Raw genomic sequence first — 26,785 nt, forward strand, 5'->3', positions numbered from 1 at the left:
GGCCGAACTGGCACCAGCCGCCGCAATTGCGTGACGTGCGTCGGCGATAGCTCCTCGAGGCAGGTGACGCCGAGGAGTCGCATGGTCCGGGTCAACTGGCCGGACAGGATTTCGATGGCACGCTGGACGCCGGCTTCACCACCGGCCATCAGCCCGTACAGATAAGCCCGCCCGATCAGCGTGCAGCGTGCGCCCAGCGCCACCGCGGCCACGATGTCGGCGCCGGACATGATGCCGGTGTCCAGCAAGATTTCCGTGGAGCCACCAAGCTCGCGCGCGACGACGGGCAACAGATGAAACGGCACCGGTGCTCGATCAAGTTGGCGACCACCGTGATTGGACAACACGATGCCGTCGGCGCCGACGTCGACGACAGCGCGGGCGTCTGCCAACGTCTGAATACCTTTCACGACGAGCTTGCCCGGCCACTGGGTCTTGATCCATGCCAGATCCGCGAAGGTGACGCTGGGGTCGAACATGGTGTCCAGGTATTCGCCGACGGTGCCCGACCACCGATCCAGCGATGCGAAGGCCAGCGGTTCGGTCGTCAGCAGATCGAACCACCAGTGCGGGCGCGGCAGCGCATCGAGCACGGTCCGCAGCGTTAAGGTCGGCGGGATCGTCATTCCGTTGCGGGTGTCGCGCAACCGCGCACCGGCAACCGGGACGTCGACGGTGACCAGTAGGGTGTCGAAACCCGCCTGGGCGGCCCGGTCCACCAACGCCATCGACCGGTCCTGATCCCGCCACATATAGAGCTGAAACCATTTGCGGCCCTCGGGAATAGCCGCGGCTACATCTTCGATAGCGGCGGTGCCCAGGGTGGACAGTGAGAACGGAACACCAACGCGCGCGGCCGCGCGAGCACCGGCCATCTCGCCCGCGGTATGCATCAACCGGGTGAACCCCGTCGGCGCAATGCCGAACGGCAGCGCCACCGGCGCACCGAGCACCGGCCAGCTGGTGCGCACACTGCTGACGTCGCGCAGGATCGCGGGATGAAATTCTATGTCGCGGAAGGCTTGCCGCGCGCGCTCGATCGACAATTCGTCTTCGGCAGCGCCGTCGGTGTAGTCGAACGCGGCCCTGGGGGTACGCCGCTGGGCGATACGCCGCAGATCGCGGATGGTCATTGCCGCATCGAGTCGGCGTTGAACGCGGTCGAGCCGGGGCTTGCGAAACCGGATCAGCGGCGCGAGGTCACCGATCTTCGGCAGCCGTCGTTGAACTGTGCGACGGTGGGTAGATGACGTCCGCAAGTGATCCCTTCGATCTGCAGCGCTTCGTCGACGCGCAAGCTCGGGTCTATCACACCGTCGTCGAGGAGCTGCGTGCCGGCCGCAAACGCAGTCACTGGATCTGGTTCATCTTTCCGCAACTGGCCGGACTCGGCAGCAGCCCGACGGCCGCAAGGTATGCAATCTTCTCGCTGGACGAAGCACAGGCCTATCTCCAACACCAGGTGCTGGGCCCGCGGCTGCACGAGTGCACGCAGCTGGTCAACGGCATCGCCGGCCGTTCGATCGCCGACATTTTCGGATCACCCGACGATCTCAAAGTCCGCTCGTCGATGACGCTGTTTGCCCACGCCACCGACGACAACCAGGATTTCGTCGCGGTGCTGGAGAAGTACTACGGCGGGGAACAAGATCCGCTGACGCTGAAGCGGCTCACATAGGCTGCAGGATCCGCCAACCCTGTGGTTCGACCACTACGACGTCGACGGTCTCTTCTGGCGGAGCTCCGGATCCGGCGACCACCTGTGCGCGCGGCACCCTCGCCTCCAGCGGCGCGTCATCGATGTTGAGCACGACAATCAGGGCGTCGTCACCGTGGTGCGTCCGATAGACGTAGTGCCGGTTGTCCAGTAACAGCGCGGTCGTGGTTGCGGCGTGCAGCCACGCGTGGCGCCGCCGCAGCCCGACAAGGTACTGGTGCAGCGCCCACAACTTCGCGCCATCATCATCCAGCGGTACCGGGGGAGAGCCGAATTCGGGCCGCACCGCATCGTCGCCGCCGAACCGCTCCTCTTTGACCCCGCGGTAGCCGAGTTCGTCCCCGGCGTACACGCTGGGAATGCCGCCGACGGTCATCTGCAGCACCAGTGCCTGGGCCACGTGAGCAGAATGCTCGAGTTGACTGGCAATCCGAGTCACGTCGTGGTTGCCGATGAAGGTCAGCGGCGCGAAACTGCCCAGGAACTCGTTGTGCCGCTGTAGCGCCCAGTCCAACTCGTAGAAGTTACCGTCGTTGAGGCTGCTCCAGATCGCTTTCCACAGCTCGTACTGGGTGGCCGAGTCGAAGCCGGCCTCGGCAACCACCGCGGCATAGTCGCCGTGAATGAGCTCTCCGACGAACCACGCCTCCGGGTGGTGCCGGCGTACTCGTGGGAGCGCGGCAGCCCAAAAGCCAGACGACACAGCATAAGCCGCGTCCAGCCGCCAGCCGTCGGCGCCGCGCTCCAGCCAGTGCGACATGACATCGACGACGTAGTCGGCGACTTCGGGGTTGTCGTGGTTCAGCGTGGTGAGATCGCCGTGGCCCTCGAAGCTGTAGTCACGAAACCAATCTTTTTGATCGCGCGGGAAGTCCGGCCCGACGTGGTTGAACACCCCGTCGAGCAGGATCCGTAAACCACGCCGATGCGCCTCGGCGACAAAGAAGTCGAAATCGTCGTCGTCGCCGAGGCGCGGATCGATGCGGTAATGATCGGTCGTGTCGTAGCCGTGGGTGCGTGAGGCGAAAATCGGGCCCAGGACAATCCCGGACGCGCCCAGCTCGATGGCGTGGTCGAACCACTCGGTAATCCGTCGCAGCCGGTGCTCGTCCGGCGATGGCGGCTGCTCACCCGGGAATGCGCCGACGAAGCCCAGCGGGTAGAGCTGCCACCAGATCACATGCTCGACCCAGTCGGCCACGTCGTTAAAGTTACCCGGCCGCGGCCAGCGTCTGGGCGGTGGTGATCGCCTGAGCCACGCCCGCAACGATGGAAGCCGCCTTCAACGCCTCGAAAATCGCCTCTCGGTCCACCCCGGCCTCTCGCAGCGTGTGCTCGTGCGCGGTGACGCAGTGCGAACACCCGTTGATCGACGAGACCGCGAACGACCACAGCTCGAAGCTGGCTTTGTCCACGCCCGGATTGCCGATGATGTTCATCCGCAACCCGGGGCGCAGGTCGTCGTAGTCACCGCCGAGGAAGCCGCGGCCACGATAGAAGACGTTGTTCATGCCCATGATCGATGCGGCGCCCAACGCCGCCTGGTAGGCCTCGGCCGACAGGTAATCCGCGGCTTCAGCACCGATCTCGCCCAGCACCTCGGCATTCCGTGTTGCCGCCGCGCTGGCCAACAGCGTGCCCCACAACTGCTCTTCGGTGAGCGCGGTGGTGCGGGTGATCGACCCCAGGTTCAGTTTGAGGTCCTTGGCGTACTCCGGCAGCGCGGTTTTGAGGTTCTCGATGCCCATCGTGCCTCCTTTAGGCAGACTTCTTCAGCTCTTCGCCGGCGTCGATGGTGGGGTCACCCTTGCGCCAGTTGCAGGCGCACAGCTCGTCGGACTGCAGGGCATCGAGCACCCGCAGCACCTCGTCGACGTTGCGCCCCACCGAGCCGGCGGTCACTGAGACGAATTGGATCTCGTTGTTGGGGTCGACGATGAACGTCACCCGGTCGGCGACACCCTCGTCGTTGAGCGCCCCGGTGGCCTCGGCAAGTTCACGCTTGATGTCGGACAGCATCGGGAACGGCAGCTTCTTGAGATCTTCGTGCTGGGCGCGCCACTGGAAGTGGACAAACTCGCTGTCCACCGATACACCCAGCACCTTGGTGTCGCGGTCTTCGAACTCGTCGTTCAGCTTGCCGAACGCCGCGATCTCGGTTGGGCACACGAAGGTGAAGTCCTTCGGCCAGAAGAAGATCACTCGCCACTTGCCCGGGTCGTCTTCGTTGGTGATCGTGGTGAAATAGTCTTCCGGCTGCTTGGCGTTGACCTTCGACAGATCGCCACCGATCAGCGCGGTGAGCTCGTAGGCGGGAAACTGATCGCCGATTGTCAGCAGTGCCATGGTCACTCCTTTGATCAAGATCGGATTTACTCTCCAACTTTTTGGACTCAATCCAATCTTGGCCTAATTAAACCTTAAAGTAAAGGTGATATTTCCCACTATACTGATAGGTATGACCGATAAGAGTTATCAACCCACCGTCGCCGGCCTACGGGCCTTCGTCGCGGTGGCGGAAAAGCAACACTTCGGCACTGCCGCAAGCACTCTCGGTGTCAGCCAGTCGACGCTGTCACAGTCCTTGTCGGCACTGGAAGCCGGCCTCGGCGTCCAGCTGGTCGAGCGATCAACCCGGCGTGTCTTCTTGACAACCGAGGGCCGGCACCTGCTGCCGCAGGCTCAAAGCGTGATCGAAGCGGTGACCGCGTTCGCTGCAGCGGCGGCAGGCACCGTGGATCCGCTGCAGGGCACCATGCGCCTGGGTCTGATCCCCACGGTGGCACCGTACGTGCTGCCGACGGTGCTGGCCGGATTGACCGAGCGGTTGCCCGCGCTGTCCCTGCGAGTAATCGAGGACCAGACCGAGCGACTGCTGATGTCACTGCGCGAGGGTGCTTTGGATGCGGCGCTGATCGCGTTGCCGGCAGAGACCAGCGGTGTCACCGAAATCCCGATCTACGACGAGGACTTCGTGCTCGCCCTGCCGCCGAGTCACCCGTTGGCGGGCAAGCGACGGGTGCCGCCCACGGCGCTGGCGCAACTGCCGCTGCTGCTCCTCGACGAGGGCCACTGCCTGCGTGACCAGGCCCTCGACGTCTGCCGCAAAGCCGGAGTGCGCGCTGAGTTGGCCAATACCCGCGCCGCGTCGCTGGCCACGGCAGTGCAGTGCGTAACCGGCGGATTGGGCGTGACCCTGATCCCGCAGAGCGCGGTGTCGGTCGAGGCCAGCCGCAGTCAGCTCGGCCTGGCACAGTTCGCCAATCCCCGCCCGGGACGGCGGATCGGGCTGGTGTTCCGGTCATCCAGCGGTCGCGAAGCGCCTTACCGGCAGCTGGCTCAGGTCATCGGGGAGTTGGTCAGCGCCGACAGCGCGGTGCGCCTCGTTCGGCACCCCGCCGCCACGACATAGCAGGAACATGTTCTAGTTGCAGTCATGCTGGACTTCACCTTGGAGAACATCAGCGTCGAGGACCTCGAACGGCTGCGGGCAATCTATGAGCCGCTGACCCAGTCGGTACGGGATCTGATCGACGCCACCATCCGCACCGAAGTCGACGCCGAAGCCGTCGCCGTCGCCAAGAACGAAATCGATTCGGCCACCGCGCGTTTACGCAGCAACCAGGTGGATGGCCCCTTCGGTGTGCGCTACCTGTCCAGCGGTGAGCAGATGGCGTGGGGAAACGTCGTCATCGGGACGCGCAACCCGATCGCCCCGCCACTGCAGATCCAGCACGACCCGTCGGGCCGGGCGTGGTGCGACTTCGATCTCGGCGCCGCCTACGAGGGGCCGCCTGGCCATGTACATGGCGGCGTCGCGGCCCTGGTTCTCGATCATGTCTTGGGCGAAGCCGCCAGCGACGGCACCAACCCGCGGCTGACGGGGACCATCACCTTGCGCTATGTGCGGGCCACCCGGCTGGGCCGATTGCACGCCGAGGCGACCGCCACCCGCGTGGAGGGTGTGAAGACTTTCGCGGCGGGCTTCCTCGCCGACGACGAGGGTGTCACCGTGGAGGCCGAGGGTGTATTCATCCAGCCACGGTGGGCGCGGGAGTCGTAGCGATGGAAAAGGTAGTGGCGGTGCTGCGGGCTGCCGACCGCGACGACGACTGGTGCGCCCGCCAGCGGGGACCGGTCGCTGACGCGATCCTGGGTCTTGGTGTCGCCGGTCTGGCCGTCAATGTGCGGGACAGCGTGGTGCGCGACTCGCTGATGACGCTCACGACATTCGACCCGCCGGTGGCCGCAGTCGTGAGCATCTGGGCCCAGCAGTGCTACGGCGAGCAGATCACCGTCGCGCTGGCCATGCTGGAGGACGAATGTGAGGAGCTTGCCGGGTATCTTGTCACCGAGTCGGTCCCATTGGCGGCGCCACTGGAGCTCGGCTCTCGCACAACGGGTTTGGCCAACCTTGCGCTATTGCGCAGACCGGCCGGGCTGGATCAGGACAGCTGGCTGGCTCGCTGGCAGCGCGACCACACACCGGTCGCGATCGAGACACAGGCCACCTTCGGCTATACCCAGAACGCGGTGGTGCGCGCCCTGACCCCAGACGCGCCACCCATCTCGGGCATCGTCGAGGAGTTGTTCCCGATCGAGGCGGTCACCGATCTGACGGCCTTCTTCGGCGCCGCCGACGACAGCGATTTGCAGGACCGGTTGAGCCGGATGATCGCCAGCACCTCGGCGTTCGGGGCCAACGAGAACATCGACACCGTGCCGACGAGTCGGTACGTGCTCCGAACGCCATTCGGCTGACGCCGAGTCTGCGGGTAGGGCCGGTTACGCTGCAGCCGTGACATTGCAGATCGACGACGAGAACAAGGTCCGCACGCTGACCTTGAACCGGCCCGAGGCGCTCAACGCCTTCAACGAGGCGCTCTACGACGCCACCGCCGAGTCGCTGTTGGCCGCCGCCGACGACCCGGAGGTCGCGGTGGTTCTGCTGACCGGGGCGGGGCGCGCCTTCAGCGCCGGGACCGATCTGGGGGAGATGCACGCACGGGTCACCGACCCGGACTTCGTGCCGGGAAAGCACGGCTTCACCGGGCTGATCGACGCGCTGAGCGCGTTCCCCAAACCACTGATCTGCGCGGTCAACGGCGTCGGGGTCGGGATCGGCGCCACCATCCTGGGCTACGCCGACCTGGCGTTCATGTCCTCAACTGCGCGGCTGAAATGCCCGTTCACCAGCCTTGGCGTGGCACCAGAGGCCGCCTCGTCGTATCTGCTGCCGCAGTTGGTCGGCCGGCAGAACGCGGCCTGGCTGCTGATGTCCTCGGAATGGGTGGACGCTCAGGAGGCGCAGCGGATGGGTCTGGTCTGGAAGGTGTGCGAGCCGTCGGATCTGCTCGCGGATGCGCGTCGGCACGCCGAAATCCTTGCGTCGCGGCCGATTTCGAGTCTGATGGCGGTCAAGCACACCATCGTCGAACCGGTTCGTCCGGAGATCGCAGCGGCAAGCGCCCGGGAGAACGCTCACTTCGCCGAGTTGATGGGTACCCAGGCCAACGCTGCGGCGCTGGCGGATTTCACCGGCCGCCGAAGCGGCTGAGTTACCGCGCGGCGCTGGTTTCGAACTGCGCGGCGGCCTCGATGATCGCCCGTAAGTTGTGCCGGCAACGCCCACAGTCCGCGCCGGCGCCGCAGGCCGCGGCAACTTCTTTGGAGGTCGACGCGCCGCACGCGACGGCGTCGGCCACGGTTTGGCTGGTGGCCCCGACGCACAGGCACACGAACATCAACCCACCCCCGCCGAACCGGCGGAAGGACCGGACTGAACAGGCCTCATATTAGTGAAGTCTAACCTAACTTGGTTAGTGGAGTCTAACCTAACCTCCAAGTGTGTTGAGCTGCGCTTTTGCCCCCGGAAACGCCGTCGCAGTCAGCGACCAACCGCGACGCGCCGACGCCGGACGAATCATCGCACCGGCGGCTCTGCGCTGCATTAGATTGAATCCGGCATGACACGTCGGGGGTTACAGCCCAACCCCTGACAGCATCCCGCAGTCCGACACCTGACAGCTTGAAATGAGGAGCGATCATGCAAGGTGATCCCGACGTTTTGCGCCTGCTCAACGAACAATTGACCAGTGAGCTCACCGCGATAAACCAATACTTTCTGCATTCGAAGATGCAGGAAAACTGGGGCTTTACCGAGCTGGCGGCCCACACCCGCGAAGAGTCGTTCGACGAAATGCGGCACGCAGAAATGGTGACGGACCGCATTCTGCTGCTCGACGGTTTGCCGAACTACCAGCGCATCGGGTCGCTGCGGGTCGGCCAGACGCTGCGCGAGCAATTCGAGAGTGACTTGGCAATCGAATTCGATGTGCTGAACCGTCTCAAACCGGGCATCATCATGTGCCGCGAGCGGCAAGACAGCACCAGCGCGCAAATTCTGGAGAAGATCGTCGCCGACGAAGAGGACCACATCGACTACCTGCAAACGCAGCTGGAGCTGATGGATAAGCTCGGCGAGGCGCTCTACGCCGCGCAGTGCGTCGCCCGCCCGCCCACCACCTGAGGTAAGAAAGGCCGGTATGACCGCAGCGACGGCACCGGCGACGCCAGCCGCGGAAGCGGCGCAGGGCAGCACTCTGATCAGCCCGCAGCGACGCAATCTGATCTTTTTGGCGATCGTGCTCGGGATGCTGCTGGCAGCGCTCGACCAGACCATCGTGGCGACCGCGCTGCCGACTATCGTCGCCGATCTCGGCGGAGCCGGACACCAGTCGTGGGTGGTCACCAGCTATCTGCTGGCCTCCACCATCGTCACCGCGCTGGTGGGCAAACTGGGCGACCTGTTCGGCCGCAAAGCGGTGTTCCAAGCCGCCGTGGTGTTTTTCGTCGTCGGCTCGGTGCTGTGCGGCCTGTCGCACACGATGGTCATGCTGGTGCTCTCTCGGGCGCTGCAGGGCATTGGTGGCGGCGGTCTGACCGTCACCGCCACCGCGCTCATCGGTGAAGTCATCCCGCTGCGCGAACGCGGCCGCTATCAGGGCGCGCTAGGGGCGGTATTCGGTGTCACCACGGTCGTCGGACCGTTGCTGGGCGGCTATTTCACCGACCACCTGACCTGGCGATGGGCATTTTGGATCAACGTGCCGGTATCGGTGGTGGTGTTCTTCGTGGCAGCCGCAACCATCCCCGCGCTGGTCGAACGCGCCAAACCCGTGATCGACTACATCGGCATCGTTTTCGTCGGTCTCGGCGCCGCGGGGTTGACGCTGGCCACCAGTTGGGGCGGCACCACTTACCCGTGGGGGTCCGCGACGATCATCGGCCTGTTCGTTGGCTCCGCCGTCGCGCTGGGCGTTTTCGTGTGGGTGGAAAGCAGGACCGCCGCGCCGATCCTGCCGCCCCGCCTCTTCGCCAGTCCGGTCTTCACGGTGTGCTGCATCCTGTCGTTCGTCGTCGGGTTCGCGATGCTGGGCGCGCTGACCTTCCTTCCTACTTATATGCAATTCGTGAACGGCGTCTCGGCGACGGCTTCGGGGCTTCGCACGCTGCCGATGGTGGTAGGCATGTTGACCACATCGATGACCAGCGGCATCCTGGTCGGCCGGACTGGGCGGTACAAGGTCTTTCCGATCGCCGGGACGGCGGTGATGGCAGTGGCATTCGTGTTGCTGTCCCGGATGGACCCGTCGACATCGACTCTGCTGCAGTCGCTTTACCTGGTCATCCTGGGGGCCGGTATCGGACTGTGTATGCAGGTGTTGACGCTCATCGTGCAGAACACCTCGAGTTTCGACGACCTCGGCGTCGCCACCTCGGGTGTGACATTCTTCCGCACGATCGGCAGTTCGTTCGGCGCCGCCATCTTCGGCTCGCTGTTCATGAACTTCTTGCAAGACCGGTTGGGGCCGGCACTCACCGCGAGTGGGGCACCCGCCGCCGCGGCCAGTTCCCCGGAGGTTTTGCATCGTCTGCCGCCTGAGAGCGCTGCGCCGATCGTGGCGGCTTATTCCGATTCACTGTCCATGGTCTTTTTGTGGGCGGCGCCGGTCGCGATGGTGGGGTTTGTGTTGGCGCTTTTCCTCCGTGAGATTCCGTTGCGGGACATCGGAAATAACGCCGCCGACCTCGGCGACGGCTTTGCGATGCCGACCGCGCAGTCACCCGACGAGCTGCTGGAGGCGGCCATCGGACGCATGCTGCAGGGCGCTCCCGGGATGCGACTGCGCAGCATCGCGATGCGGCCCGATTGCCCGCTGGATGCGGCCGGGTTGTGGGCCGTGTTGCGGATCCACCGCTACACGCGACTGTTCGGGTCGGCACGGTTGACCGATATCGGCGACGACGTGGGAGTGCCATACGAAGTCCTCGAGCCTGTCTTCGACGGCGTGGTCCGCGCTGGTTACGCGGCACGCAATATCGACCGCTTGTGGCTGACCGCGTCTGGTGTCCGGCAGGTCGACTTCGTGTCCAATCTGATCCGCGACTGGATCGTCGACAAACTGACCCGGGCCCCTGGATTCCAGGGCCGGCCGGACCGAGCCCAGGTCGAGGCCGCCCTCGACCGGATCTCCCACCGGGTTGTCGCCCAACGTGATTGGCATGAAGGTCGAGCGCAGCCGGCTATCGGCGCTAGGATCTCGCCATGAGCCGAATCGGAGAATTCGCTGACGACGACCTGGCCGGCTGGTTCGTGAAATCCCCCGAACTCGGCGGCGCCATCGGCGCGTTCAGCGACGCTGTCTACAACCGCAATCGCCTGCCCATGCGCACCCGCGAGCTCGCGCGCGTCGTGATCGCCCATGACAACGAATGCGCGGTGTGCCTCAACACCCGCGACGGCGACGGGCCGACCGCCGGTGTGGACGAAGAGCTCTACGACCACGCGCTGGAATGGCGCACCTGGCCGGGCTACAGCGAACAGGAGCGACTGGCCGCCGAATTCGCACACCGATTCGCCACCGAGCACACCGTGCTGCGCGACGACGAAGACTTCTGGGCCCGCGCCAGCGAGCACTTCTCCGAGGAGCTGTTGGCCGACCTGGCGCTGTCGTGCGCGCTGTGGGTCGGGATGGGACGGGTGCTGCGCACCTTGGACATCGGCCAGACCTGCAAGTTCACCTTGCCCAGTCGGGTTTAACCCTAGACGCGTGACCACCACCCCGCTTGCCGCCGCGGCGATCGCCCAGTTGGAGGCCAAGGGGGTGGACGTCGTGATCGGCACTGCCGTCAACCCGGCCGGGCTGATGCAGGCCAAGGCCGTGCCGATCCGGCGGTCCAACGCCTTCGCCGACCCTGGCTTGGGCGCCAGCCTGGTCTGGCACGCATTCGCTATCGACCACAGCGGCATCGCATTCAGCGAAAACATCGGGGTGGTCGGTGATCACCGCGTCAGAATCGACCTGTCCTCCTTACGCGTCATCGGCGACGGGTTGGCGTGGGCACCCGCGGGGTTTTTCGAGCAGGACGGAACACCGTTTCCCGGGTGCAGCCGCGGCACGCTCAGCCGTGTCGAGGCCGCGCTTGCCGAGGCCGGCATCGAGGCGGCCGTGGGCCATGAAATTGAATTCGTTCTGGTCACGCCCGACGGCAACCGGCTGCCGTCGACGCTGTGGGCACAGTACGGGCTAGCCGGTGTGCTCGAGTTCGAAGCATTCGTTCACGACGTCATCGCGACCGCGACGACGGCCGGTGTCGGAATCGAGCAGTTTCACCCCGAGTACGGGGTCAACCAGTTCGAGATTTCGCTGGCTCCGCAATCGCCGGTGGAAGCGGCCGACCAACTGGCGCTGTGCCGCATCATCATTGGCCGGGTGGCGCGCCGACACGGACTTCGGGTCAGCCTGTCACCGGCACCATTCGCCGACAGCGTGGGATCTGGTGCCCACCAGCATTTCTCGTTGACCAACTCTGACGGGCCGCTGTTCTCCGACGGTTCTGCTGCCCACGGCATGACACCGACGGGCGAAAACGCGTTGGCAGGCCTGCTTCGTGGACTACCGGATGCCCAGGCCATCCTGTGCGGATCGATCGTGTCCGGGCTACGGATGCGGCCCGGGAACTGGGCCGGCGCGTACGCCTGCTGGGGCGCCGAGAACCGGGAAGCGGCTGTTCGATTCATCAGCGGCGGCCCGGCCAACCCGTCCGGCGGCAACGTGGAGGTGAAGGTCGTCGACCCGTCGGCCAACCCGTACTTTGCCTCGGCGGCGATCCTCGGGTTGGCGCTGAACGGAATCCGAAAAAAGGCTGTACTGCCGGCGGAAACGACCGTGGACCCGGCGACGCTGTCCGACGCGTACCGCGACCACGCGGGTATCGTTCGGCTGCCCGAATCACAGACGGAAGCGATTGCAGCACTTGATGGTTCATCTCGCTTACGGAAAATTCTCGGCGATCTGGCCGTGGACCTGATTGTTGCGGTGCGCCGCTTGGAGGACCAACGCTACGCCGGCCTGGGTCCCGAAGAGCTGACGGCCAAATTCCGCATGGCCTGGAGCGTCTGACAATGCCAGCTGCCGGCGACTCTGCGCTGGCACGTCATATCGCCGAGGTGCCGTTGATCGATCAGCATGTCCATGGCTGCTGGCTGGCGGCAGGGGACCGGCGGCGATTTGAGAACGGTCTCAACGAGGCCAACACCGAACCGCTTGCCGAGTTCGATTCGGGATTCGACTCGCAACTCGGATTTGCTGTCCGCGCCCACTGCGCGCCGCTTCTTGGCTTGGCCAAACATGCTGAGGCAGACGACTATTGGCGGCGCCGCAGCCGGTTCGGAGAACTCGACCTGGCCCGGCTTTTCCTACCCGCCGCCGGGGTCTCCCACTGGCTGGTAGACACCGGGTTGGATCGGGGAGTAGCCGGCGTCGAGGAACTCGCCGAGCTGTCCGCGGGTCGCGCAGGTGAGGTGGTTCGCCTCGAGCAGCTAGCCGAGCAGGCAGCGCAGGTACCGGGTGACTATGCGACGGCATTCGAGGAGATTTTGCATCGGCGCGCAGCGAACGCCGTCGGCACCAAGTCCGTGCTGGCTTACCGCGGCGGATTCGACGGGGACCTGACTGAGCCGACGGCGGCACAGGTCGCCGAGGCCGCCGCCCGGTGGCGGGACAGCGGCGGTGTTCGGCTGTCCGACCGGGTACTGCTGCGCTTCGGGCTGCACCAGGCGCTGCGGCTGGGTAAGCCGTTGCAGTTCCACGTCGGCCTCGGCGACCGCGACTGCGATCTGCACAAAACCAATCCGCTGTATCTGCTCGACTTCCTCCGCCATTCCGGTGACACACCGGTCGTGCTGCTGCACTGCTATCCCTACGAGCGAGAAGCCGGCTATCTCGCACAGGCCTTCAACAACGTGTACCTCGACGGCGGGCTGAGCATCAATCATCTGGGTGCCCGGGGCCCGGCGTTCATCGCCCGGCTGCTGGAGTTGGCGCCATTCCGCAAGATCGTCTATTCCTCGGATGCCTTCGGGCCCGCAGAGCTGCATTTTCTCGGCGCGATGCTGTGGCGCAACGGTATTCATCGGGTACTCAGCCGTTTTGTGACCGACGACGACTGGAGCCAGTCCGATGCCATCCGGGTGGTCGATGTGATCGCACACGCCAACGCCGCTCGCATCTACCAGCTTGATCCTGTCGAGGTATAAGAATCCGCGACCCGGGGTATAAACCCGAGGTGGCCGGCCTAGGCGAGGTGCTGGAGTGGGCCCGCACGCAAGTGGCGTCGCGGGTGCCCAAGGCCGACCTCGACCAGCGCGACCCTGATTACATCCGCGACCAGCTGCCCGGGACGTGGCTGCTGGCATCGCTGTACTTCCGCGCCGACGTGCGCGGCCTGGATCGGATTCCCGCCGAGGGACCGGTGCTGCTGGTCGGCAATCACAGCGGCGGCAACGTGCCACCCGACACGTTCGTGTTCACCCTTGCGTTTTGCTCCTACTTCGGCGTCGAGCGGCCGTTTTACCAGCTGGCGCACAACCTCGTCGTTTCCGCGCCCCCGTTGGGCTGGCTGCGCAAGTTCGGCACCGTCGCCGCCAATCACGAAAACGCCCGACTGGCCTTGGAAACTGGCGCGGCGCTGTTGGTCTATCCCGGTGGCGACTACGAGGTCTTCCGACCGTCGTGGGAGCGGCACAGCGTCGATTTCGGCGGCCGCATGGGCTATGTGCGGCTGGCCCGCGAAGCCGGTGTGCCGATCGTGCCCGTCGCCAGTGTCGGCGGCCAGGAAACCGCGTTGTTCCTCAACCGCGGCCAATGGCTGGCCAAGCTGCTGATGGCGGATAAGTTGCTGCGGCTCAAGAGCATTCCGATATCGCTGGCGCTGCCGTGGGGGCTCAATATCAGCGATCTCGCCGGACACCTTCCGCTGCCGGCCAAGATCACGATCGAGGTGCAGGAGCCCATCGACGTCGACGGCGATGACCAGGCGGTGCACGACAAGGTGATGGCCAGTTTGCAGGGCGGCGTGGACCGACTGGCCGCCCAGCGTCGATTCCCGGTGATCGGCTGATGCGCGTCGAACGCCGGTGCGTGATCGACGCCGACCGCGGCGAGGTGTGGAAGTTCGTCAGCGATCCGGACTGCTACCCGTCGTTCATGACCAGCCTGGAGCGCTGGGAAAACGCGAACGAGCAGCCCGCGGGTATCGGGGCCCGCTACACCGTGCACTGGAAGATCGGCTCGGTGCCCGTCGGTGGGCTGATCGAGGTGGTCGAGTTCGACGAGGCCCGCGACTTGGCTTGGGTCAGCATCACCGGCGGTGTCAACCAGCGTGGCCGGATCCGGCTGCGCGACGCGGGGGAGGGCCGAACGAAGGCGACATTTCGGCTGTCATACCAAGTACCCGGCGGCATCCTGGGCTACATCGCCGATCGCGTCGCCGTACGCCAGGTGGGCCGCACCCTGGCCGAGACTCTGAAACGGCTCAAAGGACTCGTCGAGTCCTAGATCAATGGCGGCGACCCGCTGCGCCCGGCTCCGCCGCGCTTGCGATCGCCGCTAGATCAGCCCCGTCGCGTCGAAGATCCACGACGTGTCGGTACCGGCCAGGTCTTCCATCCAGGTGGCGGGAGCCTGGCTGACCATCGAGCCCATGTCCCAATAGTCCTTCCACAGCGTCACTTTGCCATCGTGGACCTGATGCACGCTGACGAACTTGAGCAGGGCTGTCTCGCCGGTGTGCCAGCGCCACGTCTCGGAGTGTTCGTACATCACGTCGGCGCCGTTGGACACCAGTACACCGTCGTGATTTTCGTAGTGCGCCAGCGACTCCAGGCCGACCTTGAGACGTTTGACGATGTCGTCGGGACCGCGCGCGGCGGCCGTCGGCCCCACCGGCATATCGACATAGATGCAGTCCGCCGACAGAAACGTCTTGAGCGACTCCCAGTCCCGCTGCGACAGCGCCTGCCACAACTTCAGTACTGCCTCGTCAACCGACATGGGCCAGTTCACCTTTCACGGTCGAAGTAGCGGTCTTCGCGCGCAGGAAGCGGCCGGTGCGCTGCACGCCGAGCGCCTCGGTCGGCGCCCCGTCGAGGAATACCGCACGCCCGCCGACGAAGACGGCGTTCACCGTGTCGTCGTTGCGGTTGACCATCCGCGACAGGTGGCCGAACTGGTCGACGTCGGCCTCGGCGTACTCGTCGAGCGACGCATCGAGCTGCTCGGGATCCACCACGACCAGATCGGCGCGGTCACCCTCGCGAAGGTGACCGGCATCGAGTTGGAACCAGTCGGCGAGTTCCCCGGTGAGGCGGTGCACTGCATGCTCGATCGTGGTGAATGGCCGGCCCGCCTTCTCGGCGTCGTGGACATGACGCAACAGGCGAAGCCCGGAGTTGTAGAAGGCCATATTGCGCAGGTGCGCACCGGCGTCGGAAAAGCCCATCTGCACACCGGGTTCGGTGGCCAGCTTTTTCAGCACCTCGGGCCGATGGTTGGAGATCGTGGTCCGCCAGCGCAGCGCGGTGCCGTGTTCGAGCACCAGGTCCAGGAATGCGTCGACGGGATGCAGCCCGCCGCGCTCGAGACCGACTTGCCCGAACGACTTGCCGACCACCGCAGCATCCGGGCATCCGACAATCTCGGCATCGAAGAAGTCGCGCTGCCATACCCGCACGGCGAGCTTGCTCTCGTAGTCCTTGCGGAACCGGCGGCGGTAGCTTTCGTCGCGCATCAACGCGTTGCGCTCGAGCTCGTCGCGAAGATGCAAAGCCGCTGCGCCGGCGCCGAATTCCTCGAAGACCACCAGGTCGATGCCGTCTGCGTACACCTCGAACGGAACCGGCAGATGTTGCCAGCGGAAATCGGCCCCGAACCGGTTGGCCAGCCGCGCCAGCGGGCCCAGGACATGGATCGCGAACGGGTTGGCTTTGACGTCGGCGGCAGAGAGCAGACTGGTCTTGAGCGGTTTGCGGAACAGGCCCAGCGACTGAGCCACCTGTGAGCCGAGATTGAGCGGGTTGGTGATATCGGGCCCGGACTGAAAGACTCGGCCGCTGCGGCGCAGCAACGACTTCAGCCGGCGCAGCTCCCGCGGCTTGGCGTAGGTCGACGGCAAGGTGCGGGAGCGACAGGTATCGCCGTCCAGTTTGTCGAACAGCAGTTGCTGTGACGACATCCCGACAAAACCAGCCGCCAACGCCTCTGTCAGCATCTGCTCCATGCGCGCCAGCTGAGCCTTGGTGGGCCGCACCGATTTACGGGTAGCGCTGTCGAGACCCATTGTGGCCGTGCGCATATCGGAGTGCCCGATGAATGCGGCCACATTGGGGCCCAGCGGCCGCGCCTCCAGTGCGGACACGTACTCTTCGCAACTGCGCCACGTCTTGTGCTTGTCGACAGCTGCGATCACATGCTCACGCGGAATGGCCTCCACGCGGCCGAACAGGTCGCCGGCATTCACCCCGTCGACGTGGATGGTCGACAGTGAGCAGGAGCCGACGAACACCGTCGTGACCCCGTGACGAAGCGATTCGGCCAGCGAAGGTCCCTCGAGCACCTCCACGTCGTAATGGGTGTGAATGTCGAGCAGACCCGGCAGCACCCATTTACCGGTCGCGTCGACCACCTGCGGACAACCCGTGGAATCGAGGTCTGCTGCGGTGACAGCGCTGACGCGCCCGTCGCGGATACCGATGTTCCTGATCGCCGAGGGACCGCCGGTGCCGTCGAACCAGCGCCCATTCCGGATGATTGCGTCATATGTCACAGCGGTGAATATAACGGCGTTGTTGGACAGGTGTCCAGCACGGCGGACGCCCAGCAACGGCGCCGCAAGCCCATTGCTTAGAGTCTGAGCAGTCGACGATGCGGGAGGGAAGTGATGGCCAGAAGGGCGGGACTTCGGGTGGCACGCCGCGCCGGGTTGGCGTTGGCGGCCGTCGGGGTGACAGCGGCGGCGGGCCGGGCGGTGGCGGCACGTGCCCGCGACGTCAGCCCGTCGCCGTACTCGACCTGGGAACCGGGGCCCGCCCGCTACAAGGTCGGGGTTCGCCACAACGTTGAGGTTCCGATGAGCGACGGCGTCGTGCTGCGCGCTGACATTCATTACCCCGTCGAACCGGAGACCGGCCAACCCGCGGCCGGGCCGTTCCCCGTGCTGGTGTCGGTGACGCCGTACGGCAAAAAGGCGCCGCCGCCGGCCGCCCAGATCGGCGGTGGCGCAACGCCCTACCTGATCAAGCGCGGCTACATCGAGGTGATGGTCGATGTTCGCGGAACCGGGGCCTCGGGCGGTTCCTTCGAGATGCTCGGCGTCGAACAGACGCAGGACGGGGTAGATCTGGTCAACTGGGCGGCGACACTGCCGAATGCCAACGGTCGCGTCGGCATGTTCGGTATCTCCTACCTGGCGATCAACCAGCTCTTCACCGCCGCCGCCGTCGGACCGGATTCGCCGCTGAAAGCAATCTTTCCGGTGATGGCGGCCCACGACTTCTACCGCGATGCAGCGGCGATGGGCGGGGTGCCGCACCTGCGGACCATCCGGGCGTACGGAGCGATCTACTCGCTGCTCAACGTCGTCAATCCGACGCTGGAGCTGCTCGCTCGCGGCGGGCATCCGCGGCCGCGCGCGGGCGGGCTGACCGCCGTACGACAGCGTGGACGTGACCAGCGACGCTATTTCGGGCCGCTCGTCGCCGATGCCATGAGCGGCGGTGAAGTGGCCTACGACGAACCGTTCTGGGACACGCTGCGCCCGGGCGATGTCCTTGCGGACATCGCCGCCAACGGTGTGGCGGTCTTCCTGGTCGGCGGATGGCACGACGCGTTCCAGCGGGGGGAGCCGCTCAACTACGCCGGGCTGCAGAACGCCTTCGCCGGGCGATCCAACGGCGCGCCGATGGAACCGGACCAACCGGTGTCCGACCGGTTCCAGCTGATGATGGGTCCCTGGTATCACGTGTCGAACTTCGGCGGACTGCATCTGGGTGCCCTGCAGTTGCGCTGGTTCGACCACTGGCTCAAGGACGACCGCACCGCCGCGGTATCCGGATCGCCGTTCACCTTCCAGGCCGTCGGAAGCTCGCAGTGGTTCCACGCACGCGACTATCCCGTTGCCGAGGCGGAACCCACCCGCTTCTACCTGTCGCCGGACGGAAACCTGACCCGCGGCGCCGGCCAGGATGAATGCACGGTCACCCTCAATTACAAGCCGCGTGGGCCGATGGCCGGTCGGAGCATGGAGCAGTGGAGCCTGGGCATGAACAGCTTCATGGCCACCCAGCGGGGCGCGCGGATCCGCTACGACTTGGATAACCGGCGGCTGCAGCGCGGAGCACTGACCTACACCACCGAGCCGTTCACCTCGGCCGCGCTGGTCGTCGGACCGATCACCCTCACCGTGCACGCAACGGCCAGCACCGCCGAGACGGTATGGGTTGCCCACCTCGACGACGTCGCACCCGACGGCGCCAGCCGGCCACTCTCGCAGGGTGCGTTGCTCGGCTCGCATCGCGCGCTCGATCCGGATCGCACCTGGTATCTGCCCGACGGCACGGTGCTGCGACCACACCACGTCAGCACCCGCGCCGCCAGCCGGCCCGTCGTCCCGGGCGAAGTGACCCGCTATGACATCGAGATCTTTCCCACCGCCGCACTGATCGCCCCCGACCACCAACTGCGCCTCACCCTGACCACCTATGACTTTCCGAACCTGGTTCCCACCAAGCCTGCGCGAAAGGCCTTGGCCGGCGGCAGCTACCAGGTGCACCAGGGCGGCCCCACCCCGTCGCACATCCTGATCCCGCTGGCAGATCCAGACACGCTGACGTGACTATGCCGCCGATGTCGACCCTGACACTGAGCCAGGTACTCGACACGCTCGAGCTCGAGCAGGTCAGCGACGGCTCCTTCGTCGGGACCCAACTCGAAGAAATCGGCGATCACATCGTCGGCGGCCACATTGCCGCGCAGGCGCTGATGGCGGCCAGCCGAACCGTGTCCGGCCGCGCCCCGCACAGCATGCACGTGTACTTCCTGCGACGCGGCGACGCCAGGCACCCGGTGGATTTCGAGGTGACCGCACTACACGACGGCGGCACCTTCTCCGCTCGCCGGGTCACTGCGCGGCAATTCGGCGCAGTGCTGCTGGAGGGCACCGCATCGTTCAGCGTGCCCGTCGACAACGAGGTGTACCAACAGCAGCAGCCGGATGCGCCCGGCCCCGAAGCGCTTGCGCCGCTGGATGTTCAGCTCAGCGCTTACGCCGACGAGTTCGACGGCTGGTGGGTCCGGCCGCAGCCGGTCGAGCTGCGCTACGTGGACGCCCCGGCCAGACTCGCACTCGACCTCACCGGTACGCCGTCGGCGAGGACGCGAATCTGGTGGCGTCCCAATGGTATTCCGCCCGCTGATCCACTGCTGGCAACCTGCCTGGTGGTCTATGTCTCGGGCCGGACGCTACTCGAACCGGCAATGATCGCCCGGCGCACAACACCGCTGGGACCCGGAATCTCGGCGCTGATCGATCACGCAGTGTGGTTTCACCAGCCGCCGGACCTGTCGGATTGGCTGCTCTACGACCAGCAATCACCCAACGGTATCGGCGGCCGGGCGCTGGCCAGCGGCGCCATGTTCAACCGCGGCGGGCACCTGGTCTGCACCACGACCCTGGAAGGGTACTTCGGCCGCCGGGCGCCCGGCGCCGCCGAACGATAGCGGGGATCAGCGGGCGGCCATCGACCGCGATGGCCCCAGCGCCACCGGCAGCTGCGACCACCCGCGCAGCACCCGGGTGTCACGGCGGCTGCCCGCACCCGCCGACCGCACCTCGGGGAAGCGGTCGAAGAAGGCCCGCAACCCCACCTCCCCTTCAGCACGGGCCAACGCCGCGCCCAGACAAAAGTGCCGGCCGCCGGAGAACGCCAAATGTCGGCCGGCGTTGCCACGTTGGATGTCGAAGCGGTTCGGGTCGGCGAACACCTCGGGGTCGCGGTTGGCGGCGCCCAGATAAATCACCACCATCTCGTCGCGCTTGACGGGCCGGCCCGCTACTTCGGTGTCGCGCAGCGCCACCCGTACGGTGAGCTGAACCGGCGAATCCAGCCGCAAGATCTCCTCGACAGCGTTGGGCCATAACTGCGGTTGCGCACTGAGCGTGCGCAGATGCTCGGGTGTGTCCAGCAGCATCCGGATCCCGTTGCCCAACAGGTTCACTGTGGTTTCGAAGCCGGCCGCCAACACCAGCCCGGCAAGAGCCTGCAGCTCTGTCTCATCCAAACGCTCGTCGGGCGAGCCGTTTTCGGATGCCACGATCAACTGGCTGAGCAAGTCGTCACCGGGCGCGCGTCGCAACTGGCGCAGATGCTCACCGAGCCAGAGGTTGAATCCCGCGATGCCGTGCTGCACGCGCCGGTACTGCCGCCACGACACCCCGACGTCCAAACTGGGTGCGGCCAGCTCGCCGAACTCCAGGACATTGCCGCGATCCCGGTCAGGCACGCCCAGGATGTCGCTGATGATGGCCACCGGAAGCTGCGCGCAGTACTTGTCGACGACGTCGACGACACCCGGCTGTTCGGCAAGGCGATCCAACAATCCCGTCGCCGTCTGCTCGACCCGGTCCCGCAACGCGGCTACTGCTTTGGGCGTGAACACCGACGAAACTGTCTTGCGGTAGCGGGTGTGCTCCGGCGGTTCGACCGCCAGCAGCGAGGGCGGTCGCAACGGATGGAGGAGGTCGTCGCGGACGCGACTCTCCAGCCACCGCACCGGCGCGGGCAGGTTCCCACCGAGGCAGACCACGCGGAAGTCGTCGGACCGCAGCAGTTCGTGGGCAACTGCATGGCCGACGGCGAGATAACCGAGGCGGCAGCGCACCAGCGGTCCCTGCGGCCGCAATTCGTCGTAGAAGGGCGCCGGGTTCGCTTTGACGGCGGGATCGGCGACCAGCCGGCCCTGCGGGTCGCCGCGCCGAGCGCCCAGCGATGCGATGCCGCGGACGTATCCGTGCAGCGCAAACCAGTGCAATCGTTGCCTCAACCCAACTCCTGGTCGGGCAGCAGCGCCGGCAGCGACTTGACGATACGGTCGCGCACCATCTCTGGACTGATCCCTTTGATCCGGTCGATCATCCGAATGCCCTTGGGCACATACCAGTGCATTCGGGTCGGGTGATGGTAGGCCTGCCAGGCCGCCTCGGCCACGCTGCTGGCCGGCATCAACCGCATCATGCCCCGCTTCGGGGCAGCGGCCCTGATGTCTTCGGCCGTGCGGGTCGAAACGCCGCTCTCGGAGTGCTCGGGTGTGTTGGTGAGGATTGCGGTGTCGATCATGCCCGGCAGCACGTCAGCCACCCGCACGTCGTGGCGCCGCCATTCCACACTCAACGCTTCCGTCAGCCCTTTGATGGCGTGCTTGGTGGCCGAATAAACCGCCAGGCGGGGCATGCCATACGTGCCCGCCGATGACGATGTGGAGAACATCAGGCTGCCCGATGCCTTCTTGAGGTAGGGCAGTGCGCCGTAGGCGCCGGTGAGCACCGCCTTGAAGTTGACGTCCACCACGCGCATCGCGGCCTCGTAGGGGACGTCCTCGAACCAGCCCGACTCACCGATCCCGGCGTTGTTCCACATCATGTCCAGCCCGTCGCGGTCCCCGCAGAAGTCGGCCAGGGCGGCGTCCAGAGCGGGCTTGTCGGTCACGTCGACCGTGCGTGTCCACAACCGCTGGCTGGCGAGTTCTTCGGCCAGTGCGGCAAGGCCGTCGCCATCGCGGTCGACCGCGGCTACCCGCCAGCCGTTGGCGTGGAAAAGCTTGGCGCCCTCGCGGCCCATTCCGCTACCGGCCCCGGTGATGAAGATCGATTTCATGCCTCGGCTTCCTCTTTGATGCGGTGCAGCGTCTTCGTCATATCGCGAATGTTTCGGCGTTGCCGCAGGAATCCGCCGAATACCCAGTAATACACGCTGGTCAGCGGCGACGAGGCGAGCCGAAACGACTCCGTCACGTCGGTGCCGTCGGCGTTGGGGGCCAACCGATAGTGCCAATTGTTCACCGCTCGATCCCCGATGAGCACGTCGAAGCCGAATTCCCGGCCGGGCTCACAGGCGGTGACCTGACACGTGGTCCAGTAAACCGGGCCGATTTCGTTGCGTTTGACGTGGCCGCGGAACCGCGCGCCCAGCGCGGGCCCGGTGGCACCGTCAAGCCACTCCGCTTCAAATGTCTCCGGGGAGAACCGCCCGGTATTGCGGATATCCGCAATCAGTTCCCAGATCTTCTCCGCGGGCGCTGCCATATGTACTGTCGCCGACCCTTGCATGTCGCTGATCCAAGCATGTCCGCGCGTGGCCGGTGATCGGAAGGGGAACATTCCCCGGCGGGCGGGCCACGGTGCTATTGGCGACCCTAGCTTTCGTCGCCATTTTCCGGCATGTCATGGCGTACCACTCGTACTTTGCCATGGGCCAGGCATGCGGCATACCCGTGATATTTGCCGTACAACTCCCATGCCGTTACTTTTTCGTCCGGCGATACGTCAATCTGATGCCCGTCGGAAAACTCGAGGTGCAAATCTCCGTTGTCGCCCCAAGCTACCTCGGTGCACGTCGCCCCGGAGAAATCAAACAACGGCCGCTCCTGCAACGCCGGATCGTTCGGATCGATGGACACCACCTCGACGGGTGCGCTGGCCGTGGCCGGCAGAGTCAGGCGGATCGGTGCCGAGATCACCAGTTCGTTGTCATCGTCAAAGTTCAACACGAGGCCGTCACGGAACATGATCCGCTGTACCGCACAGCCCTGGATCCAGTGCTCGATCAATTTCTGTTCGGTCATGTATTTACTCTGGTCGCTATACGTCACGTGCACAAGAGCCGAAAACCGGAAAATGGCGATGAGAGAATCGCGCAGAATGGATTGTTATGCCGCGGTTGGCTATACGGCGACCGCATCACCCCTGCCGCGACCCTTGTATCGCCGCAGCAGACGCGCTAGCGTGAGGCCCTGCACAACATGAATCGGTTCAAGTCTGACGCCGCGCCCGATGATGGTGAGGCGCCTGTCATTGTCAGCCTGGTCGAAGCGGCAATGCAGATGTTCACCGCATCGATTGAAGCCCTGCCGGATTCCAGCGATCCGGAGTTCTCCGGACGCGCCACGGTGATACTCGCCGGCTTGCGCAAATTGCAAACCGCGCTGACCGAAGCGGCGTCTCGTGGCCGAGCGACGCCGTCGGTCATCGTGGCGCTCAGCGGGGTCCGGACCCAATACGACGACCTGATGGAAATGGCCGCCGAATCGCCCGGCGCAACATTGGGCCAGCAGCTGTACGTCACCCGGCGGCGTGCCAAACTCTCCGCGCGGGAAACCGCCAATGGCGCCGGCCTGCGGGCAGACCTTCTCGACGCCATCGAGGCCGACGAGACGCCGACCGACGACGAGGCCGCCCGGATCAAGGAACTCATTGCCGCACTCGGCGGTTAACGAGGGGGCATCGACGTGTCCGGTGGCGGCAACAGGCTTCGCTCGCCGGCCGCTCGGGTGCTGCTTGGGGCCACGTTGTCACTCTCGCTGGTGCTGGGCGGCTCATTTCTGGCTATCGACACACTGCACTCGTCCACGGACGACATCCTTGACCATCCCGCTCATCTGAGCACCGACGATCAATCCCAAGCCGAAGTCGTGCAGCAGGCAAAACATCTCGTCGCGATCGCCCGACTACAGCAGGCGACGGCGGGCTACCTTCTGATGTCCTGCAAGGACCGGGAAAGCCCGCCGTATCAAGGCGCGGTGTATCTGAACTTCGCCGTGCCCGGCGATGCTCGAGCCGACGCGTACTTCGACATGATCGCGACGGCGATGGTGGCTCGCGGTTGGCAGGAAGGTTTGGCGTCGAACCGCTACCTGTTCGGCAAGACGCTGCACCAAGACGGCGTCACCGCGATCCTGTATCGAGACGACGACGACCCCAACCTCGGAATCGCGCGGCTCTACGGTCAATGCCGGAACATGACCGACCACCGCAACGACACGACGGCGTGGGTCGACGTCACCGACCAGATCCAGTAAGGCCGGCTGGCGGTTGCTGCGGTGCTAGCCGGCTCCGCCGCCGGCGCCCAGGCTGCTCTGCAGATCGGGCTTCATGGCCTGCAGCTGAGCACCCCAGTACTCCCAGCTGTGAGTGCCGTAGGGCGGGAAGTTGAACACGGCGTTGTGGCCGCCCGCGGCGTTGTAAGCCTCTTCGAACTTCTTGTTGACGCCGATCATGAAATTGCTCTCGAGGAACGTGGCCGGCAGGTTCGCGCCGCCGAGTTCATTCGGCGTCCCATTGCCGCAGTACACCCAGAGTCGGGTGTTATTGGCGACGAGTTGGCCGACGTTGACCAAGGGGTCATTGCGCACCCACGCCGGGTCGTTGTCCGGCCCCCACATGTCTTCCTTCTTGTAGCCACCGGCATCACCCATCGCCAGGCCGATCCAACCCTGCCCAGTGGACGGGCTCAGGTAGCCGGAAAGCGAACCAGCGTAGACGAACTGGCCAGGGTGATAAATCGCCAGGTTCATTGCCGATGCGCCCGCCATGGAGATCCCGACCGCAGCGCTGCCGGTCGACTTGACCGACTGATTGGACGCCAGATACCCGGGTAGCTCGCTGGTCAGGAAGGTCTCCCACTTGTAGGTCGAGCAGCCAGCCTTGCCGCACGCCGGGCGGTACCAGTCCGTGTAGAAGCTGGACTGCCCACCGACGGGCATCACGATCGACAGACCGGACTGGTAGTACCACTCAAAGGCGGGGGTGTTGATGTCCCAGCCGTTGAAGTCGTCCTGGGCACGCAGCCCGTCAAGCAAATAGACCGCCGGGGAGTTGGCTCCGCCGCTCTGGAACTGGACCTTGATGTCGCGGCCCATCGCCGCAGACGGCACCTGCAGGTACTCGACCGGCAGACCGGGCCGGGAGAACGCTCCCGCGGTCGCGGCGCCACCTGCAAGGCCGACCAGCCCTGGCAGTGCGGCGGCCCCAATGGCGGCGACTGTCAATCGCCGCACCCAGCCGCGCATCCGTTTGCTCACGTCTGTCATACCTGGCCCCTTGTCGTATGCCGTCGTGCGCCCGTGGCAGAACTTACCTTCTGGTAGTCCATATGTCGATGAGAGCGCAAACGTGTCTCAAATTTATATCGGCCGCTACCACCTGCTCGGCGCCGGTGATCGCGACCGTATCGACACCCGTGGCTACCCAAATCCGTCACCCACCACACCTGGGCTGTCGATACCCAACCGGCGGCCGTGCTGTCGGCCGCGTAGGCTCTCCCGGGGTACGCCGACGAAGAGACACTGCCCCCGGTCCGTTCGGCGCTGCGAACCACCGCACCACGGCATGACGACTTTTGAGTGCGCGTGAACGGCGTCATCTCGGCTTGGGCCACGACTGAGCGGCATGATTGAGGTGCGAATTTGGATACGGTACTAGGGCTGTCGCTGACGTCGACCGCCGTCGGCTGGGTACTTGTCGACGGTCGGGACGCTGACGGCACCATCCTGGACCATGACGATTTCGAGGTGCATACCGGCGGCGGGACGCGGGCGGCCAACATCTCCGAGCGAGTGACTGCCGCGGTGTTGGATGCCGTATCGGCAGCGACACAACGGGATCACCGCCTGCACGTGCTCGGCGTGACATGGAGCGACGACGTGTCCGCCGAGGCCGCTGTGCTGTTGGAGTCGCTGACCGACGCCGGTTTCGACAACGTGGTACCGATCCGATCGCTGCGGGCCGCCGAGACGTTGGCGCAGGGTATGGCCCCCGTTGTCGGCTATCAGAAGGCCGCAGTGTGCGTGGTGGAAGGCGATTCGACCACCGTGGTGATGGTCGATGCCGGCGACGGTCGGGCACAAACCGCCGTCAAACACCTCGACGGCGGCGCGGACCGGCTGGCCCGGTGGCTGACCACGATGTTCGAGCGGAGCACTTGGCAGCCGGACGGTGTGATCGTCGTCGGCGCCGATCACGTCGTCGATGCGCTGTCCTGGCAACTCGACGAGGCGTTGCCGGTGCCGGTGTTCACCCAAAGCGGAGTGGCGCCGGCCCTGGCCCGGGGCGCCGCGCTGGCCGCGGCTGACAGCACGAAATTCGCCGACTCTTCGAACCTGGAGCCGGTCGGCACACCCACCCGGCGGCCGGTGCGGTCACGACCGCCGGCCTACGCCGGGGCGTTGACGATGCTGGTCGCCGGCGCGGCGACGTTCGTAGCGTCGGTGTCGCTGGCGGTGGGCCCGCGTCTGCTTCCCGACAGGCCAACCGAACCGGTCCGGCAAATGGTGCACACGTCGGCGCCGGCGCCGGTCGCGCAAGCGCCTGCTCCGCCGCCGGCCAGGGTCGAGGCGCCGCCACCGCAGGCAGCACCCGAGCCGGCGCCGCCAGAAGAACCGGCTGTCATCGCGGCACCGGTCGAGCCGCAAAACGCCTTTACCGCAGAGCCGTCAAACGACCTGCCCGTCGCTGCCGCGGCTCCGGCGCCGCCACCGGAACCGTTGCCTCCTCCGCCGCCTCCGGAACCGAACCCGCATCCGCTTCTGACCAGGGTGCTCGAGCGCCTGCACGGCCACCAGGACGACGTTCCACCGGAAGAGCCTGCGCCGGCACCGATCCCGTCTCCGTAAGGGT

28 protein-coding genes and 1 pseudogene are annotated in these 26,785 nt (G+C 65.7%); 17 read left to right on the plus strand and 12 right to left on the minus strand.

The features are described 5' to 3' along the window. The coding region (locus AC5Y5W_RS24315) for an alpha-hydroxy acid oxidase (RefSeq protein WP_500014020.1) at positions 1-1,259 on the minus strand (1,259 nt) is incomplete at its 3' end. Between AC5Y5W_RS24315 and AC5Y5W_RS24320 the strand changes: the two genes are divergently transcribed. Then, positions 1,247-1,678 (plus strand): DUF1810 domain-containing protein, encoded by a 432-nt coding sequence (locus AC5Y5W_RS24320; RefSeq protein WP_500014021.1) that lies wholly within the window; start codon positions 1,247-1,249, stop codon positions 1,676-1,678. The genes AC5Y5W_RS24315 and AC5Y5W_RS24320 overlap by 13 nt on opposite strands. On the opposite strand, the gene AC5Y5W_RS24325 is transcribed toward AC5Y5W_RS24320, so the two are convergent. Genes AC5Y5W_RS24325 through AC5Y5W_RS24335 form a run of 3 tightly spaced genes read right to left on the minus strand, consistent with a single transcriptional unit; the run spans position 1,671 to position 4,063 of the window. Continuing rightward, positions 1,671-2,918, minus strand: coding sequence for an alpha-amylase family glycosyl hydrolase (locus tag AC5Y5W_RS24325; protein WP_500014023.1), 1,248 nt, complete (start codon positions 2,916-2,918; stop codon positions 1,671-1,673). The genes AC5Y5W_RS24320 and AC5Y5W_RS24325 overlap by 8 nt on opposite strands. Positions 2,919-2,928: 10 nt before the next feature. Continuing rightward, positions 2,929-3,465, minus strand: coding sequence for an alkyl hydroperoxide reductase (locus AC5Y5W_RS24330; protein ID WP_499883938.1), 537 nt, complete (start codon positions 3,463-3,465; stop codon positions 2,929-2,931). Positions 3,466-3,475: 10 nt separating this feature from the next. Further along, on the minus strand, positions 3,476-4,063 hold the full coding sequence (locus tag AC5Y5W_RS24335) for a peroxiredoxin (protein ID WP_500014024.1): 588 nt from the start codon (positions 4,061-4,063) through the stop codon (positions 3,476-3,478). Positions 4,064-4,175: 112 nt separating this feature from the next. On the opposite strand from AC5Y5W_RS24335, the gene AC5Y5W_RS24340 reads away from it, so the two are divergent. The 4 genes from AC5Y5W_RS24340 to AC5Y5W_RS24355 are packed head-to-tail and all read left to right on the plus strand — an operon-like array spanning position 4,176 to position 7,274. After that, on the plus strand, positions 4,176-5,129 hold the full coding sequence (locus tag AC5Y5W_RS24340; protein ID WP_500014026.1) for a hydrogen peroxide-inducible genes activator: 954 nt from the start codon (positions 4,176-4,178) through the stop codon (positions 5,127-5,129). Positions 5,130-5,153: 24 nt separating this feature from the next. Beyond that, positions 5,154-5,780 carry a PaaI family thioesterase gene (locus tag AC5Y5W_RS24345; protein ID WP_500014027.1) on the plus strand — a complete coding sequence of 209 codons (627 nt, stop codon included), beginning with the start codon at positions 5,154-5,156 and terminating at the stop codon, positions 5,778-5,780. Positions 5,781-5,782: 2 nt separating this feature from the next. Then, positions 5,783-6,478 (plus strand): EthD domain-containing protein, encoded by a 696-nt coding sequence (locus AC5Y5W_RS24350; RefSeq protein WP_500014029.1) that lies wholly within the window; start codon positions 5,783-5,785, stop codon positions 6,476-6,478. 37 nt (positions 6,479-6,515) lie between these two features. After that, complete coding sequence (locus AC5Y5W_RS24355; RefSeq protein ID WP_500014030.1) at positions 6,516-7,274, plus strand: enoyl-CoA hydratase/isomerase family protein; 759 nt, start codon at positions 6,516-6,518, stop codon at positions 7,272-7,274. 1 nt (position 7,275) lies between these two features. Here the strand turns inward: AC5Y5W_RS24355 and AC5Y5W_RS24360 are convergent, their stop codons facing one another. Next, on the minus strand, positions 7,276-7,461 hold the full coding sequence (locus AC5Y5W_RS24360; protein WP_500014032.1) for a (2Fe-2S)-binding protein: 186 nt from the start codon (positions 7,459-7,461) through the stop codon (positions 7,276-7,278). Between the two features lie 302 nt (positions 7,462-7,763). Here AC5Y5W_RS24360 and bfr point away from each other — a divergent pair, with 302 nt between their 5' ends. The 7 genes from bfr to AC5Y5W_RS24395 are packed head-to-tail and all read left to right on the plus strand — an operon-like array spanning position 7,764 to position 14,619. Further along, the gene (gene bfr, locus AC5Y5W_RS24365) at positions 7,764-8,246 is read left to right on the plus strand and encodes a bacterioferritin (protein WP_499883945.1); all 483 of its coding nucleotides are present in this window, start codon (positions 7,764-7,766) and stop codon (positions 8,244-8,246) included. A 16-nt stretch (positions 8,247-8,262) separates the two neighbouring features. Continuing rightward, positions 8,263-10,329, plus strand: a complete 2,067-nt coding sequence (locus AC5Y5W_RS24370) for an MDR family MFS transporter (RefSeq protein WP_500022648.1) — start codon at positions 8,263-8,265, stop codon at positions 10,327-10,329. Beyond that, positions 10,326-10,820, plus strand: coding sequence for a carboxymuconolactone decarboxylase family protein (locus AC5Y5W_RS24375; protein WP_500013979.1), 495 nt, complete (start codon positions 10,326-10,328; stop codon positions 10,818-10,820). Before AC5Y5W_RS24370 ends, AC5Y5W_RS24375 begins: the two co-directional genes overlap by 4 nt. Before the next feature lie 10 nt (positions 10,821-10,830). After that, complete coding sequence (locus tag AC5Y5W_RS24380; protein ID WP_500013977.1) at positions 10,831-12,183, plus strand: type I glutamate--ammonia ligase; 1,353 nt, start codon at positions 10,831-10,833, stop codon at positions 12,181-12,183. A gap of 2 nt (positions 12,184-12,185) precedes the next feature. Then, on the plus strand, positions 12,186-13,319 hold the full coding sequence (locus AC5Y5W_RS24385) for an amidohydrolase family protein (protein WP_500013975.1): 1,134 nt from the start codon (positions 12,186-12,188) through the stop codon (positions 13,317-13,319). Between the two features lie 29 nt (positions 13,320-13,348). Then, positions 13,349-14,182, plus strand: coding sequence for a lysophospholipid acyltransferase family protein (locus AC5Y5W_RS24390; RefSeq protein ID WP_500013974.1), 834 nt, complete (start codon positions 13,349-13,351; stop codon positions 14,180-14,182). Next, positions 14,182-14,619 (plus strand): SRPBCC family protein, encoded by a 438-nt coding sequence (locus tag AC5Y5W_RS24395; RefSeq protein WP_499883950.1) that lies wholly within the window; start codon positions 14,182-14,184, stop codon positions 14,617-14,619. The genes AC5Y5W_RS24390 and AC5Y5W_RS24395 overlap by 1 nt, the downstream gene beginning before the upstream one ends. Before the next feature lie 51 nt (positions 14,620-14,670). Here AC5Y5W_RS24395 and AC5Y5W_RS24400 read toward each other — a convergent pair whose 3' ends face one another. Together AC5Y5W_RS24400 and AC5Y5W_RS24405 are read right to left on the minus strand one after the other, a co-directional pair. Then, positions 14,671-15,114 (minus strand): nuclear transport factor 2 family protein, encoded by a 444-nt coding sequence (locus tag AC5Y5W_RS24400; RefSeq protein ID WP_500013972.1) that lies wholly within the window; start codon positions 15,112-15,114, stop codon positions 14,671-14,673. Continuing rightward, a complete protein-coding gene (locus AC5Y5W_RS24405; RefSeq protein ID WP_500013970.1) occupies positions 15,104-16,885 on the minus strand; it encodes an N-acyl-D-amino-acid deacylase family protein in 1,782 nt (593 codons plus the stop codon). The genes AC5Y5W_RS24400 and AC5Y5W_RS24405 overlap by 11 nt, the downstream gene beginning before the upstream one ends. Before the next feature lie 303 nt (positions 16,886-17,188). Here AC5Y5W_RS24405 and AC5Y5W_RS24410 point away from each other — a divergent pair, with 303 nt between their 5' ends. Continuing rightward, positions 17,189-18,952, plus strand: a complete 1,764-nt coding sequence (locus tag AC5Y5W_RS24410; protein WP_500013983.1) for a CocE/NonD family hydrolase — start codon at positions 17,189-17,191, stop codon at positions 18,950-18,952. 11 nt (positions 18,953-18,963) lie between these two features. Continuing rightward, on the plus strand, positions 18,964-19,836 hold the full coding sequence (locus AC5Y5W_RS24415) for an acyl-CoA thioesterase (protein WP_500013968.1): 873 nt from the start codon (positions 18,964-18,966) through the stop codon (positions 19,834-19,836). Between the two features lie 6 nt (positions 19,837-19,842). On the opposite strand, the gene AC5Y5W_RS24420 is transcribed toward AC5Y5W_RS24415, so the two are convergent. The 4 genes and pseudogenes from AC5Y5W_RS24420 to AC5Y5W_RS24435 all read right to left on the minus strand — a co-directional run bounded on the left by AC5Y5W_RS24420 (position 19,843) and on the right by AC5Y5W_RS24435 (position 22,956). Beyond that, positions 19,843-21,159, minus strand: coding sequence for a cytochrome P450 (locus tag AC5Y5W_RS24420; protein WP_500013966.1), 1,317 nt, complete (start codon positions 21,157-21,159; stop codon positions 19,843-19,845). Further along, positions 21,156-21,989 (minus strand): SDR family oxidoreductase, encoded by an 834-nt coding sequence (locus tag AC5Y5W_RS24425; protein ID WP_499883955.1) that lies wholly within the window; start codon positions 21,987-21,989, stop codon positions 21,156-21,158. The genes AC5Y5W_RS24420 and AC5Y5W_RS24425 overlap by 4 nt, the downstream gene beginning before the upstream one ends. Then, positions 21,986-22,478 (minus strand): annotated as a pseudogene (locus AC5Y5W_RS24430) (SRPBCC family protein). The gene AC5Y5W_RS24425 and the pseudogene AC5Y5W_RS24430 overlap by 4 nt, the downstream one beginning before the upstream one ends. Positions 22,479-22,527: 49 nt before the next feature. Next, entirely contained in the window at positions 22,528-22,956 is a 429-nt protein-coding gene (locus AC5Y5W_RS24435; RefSeq protein ID WP_500013964.1) for a DUF6188 family protein, read from the minus strand. A gap of 177 nt (positions 22,957-23,133) precedes the next feature. On the opposite strand from AC5Y5W_RS24435, the gene AC5Y5W_RS24440 reads away from it, so the two are divergent. Together AC5Y5W_RS24440 and AC5Y5W_RS24445 are read left to right on the plus strand one after the other, a co-directional pair. After that, on the plus strand, positions 23,134-23,604 hold the full coding sequence (locus tag AC5Y5W_RS24440) for a hypothetical protein (protein WP_500013962.1): 471 nt from the start codon (positions 23,134-23,136) through the stop codon (positions 23,602-23,604). Between the two features lie 15 nt (positions 23,605-23,619). Further along, entirely contained in the window at positions 23,620-24,189 is a 570-nt protein-coding gene (locus AC5Y5W_RS24445; protein ID WP_500013961.1) for a lipoprotein LppJ family protein, read from the plus strand. Positions 24,190-24,213: 24 nt separating this feature from the next. On the opposite strand, the gene AC5Y5W_RS24450 is transcribed toward AC5Y5W_RS24445, so the two are convergent. Further along, positions 24,214-25,200: an esterase family protein gene (locus AC5Y5W_RS24450; RefSeq protein WP_500013959.1), complete on the minus strand. Its 987-nt coding sequence runs from the start codon at positions 25,198-25,200 to the stop codon at positions 24,214-24,216. A gap of 375 nt (positions 25,201-25,575) precedes the next feature. Here AC5Y5W_RS24450 and AC5Y5W_RS24455 point away from each other — a divergent pair, with 375 nt between their 5' ends. Continuing rightward, entirely contained in the window at positions 25,576-26,781 is a 1,206-nt protein-coding gene (locus tag AC5Y5W_RS24455) for a DUF7159 family protein (RefSeq protein WP_500013957.1), read from the plus strand. Positions 26,782-26,785: the final 4 nt, after the last annotated feature.

The sequence above is a fragment of the Mycobacterium sp. NGS51 genome (genome assembly GCF_059812525.1).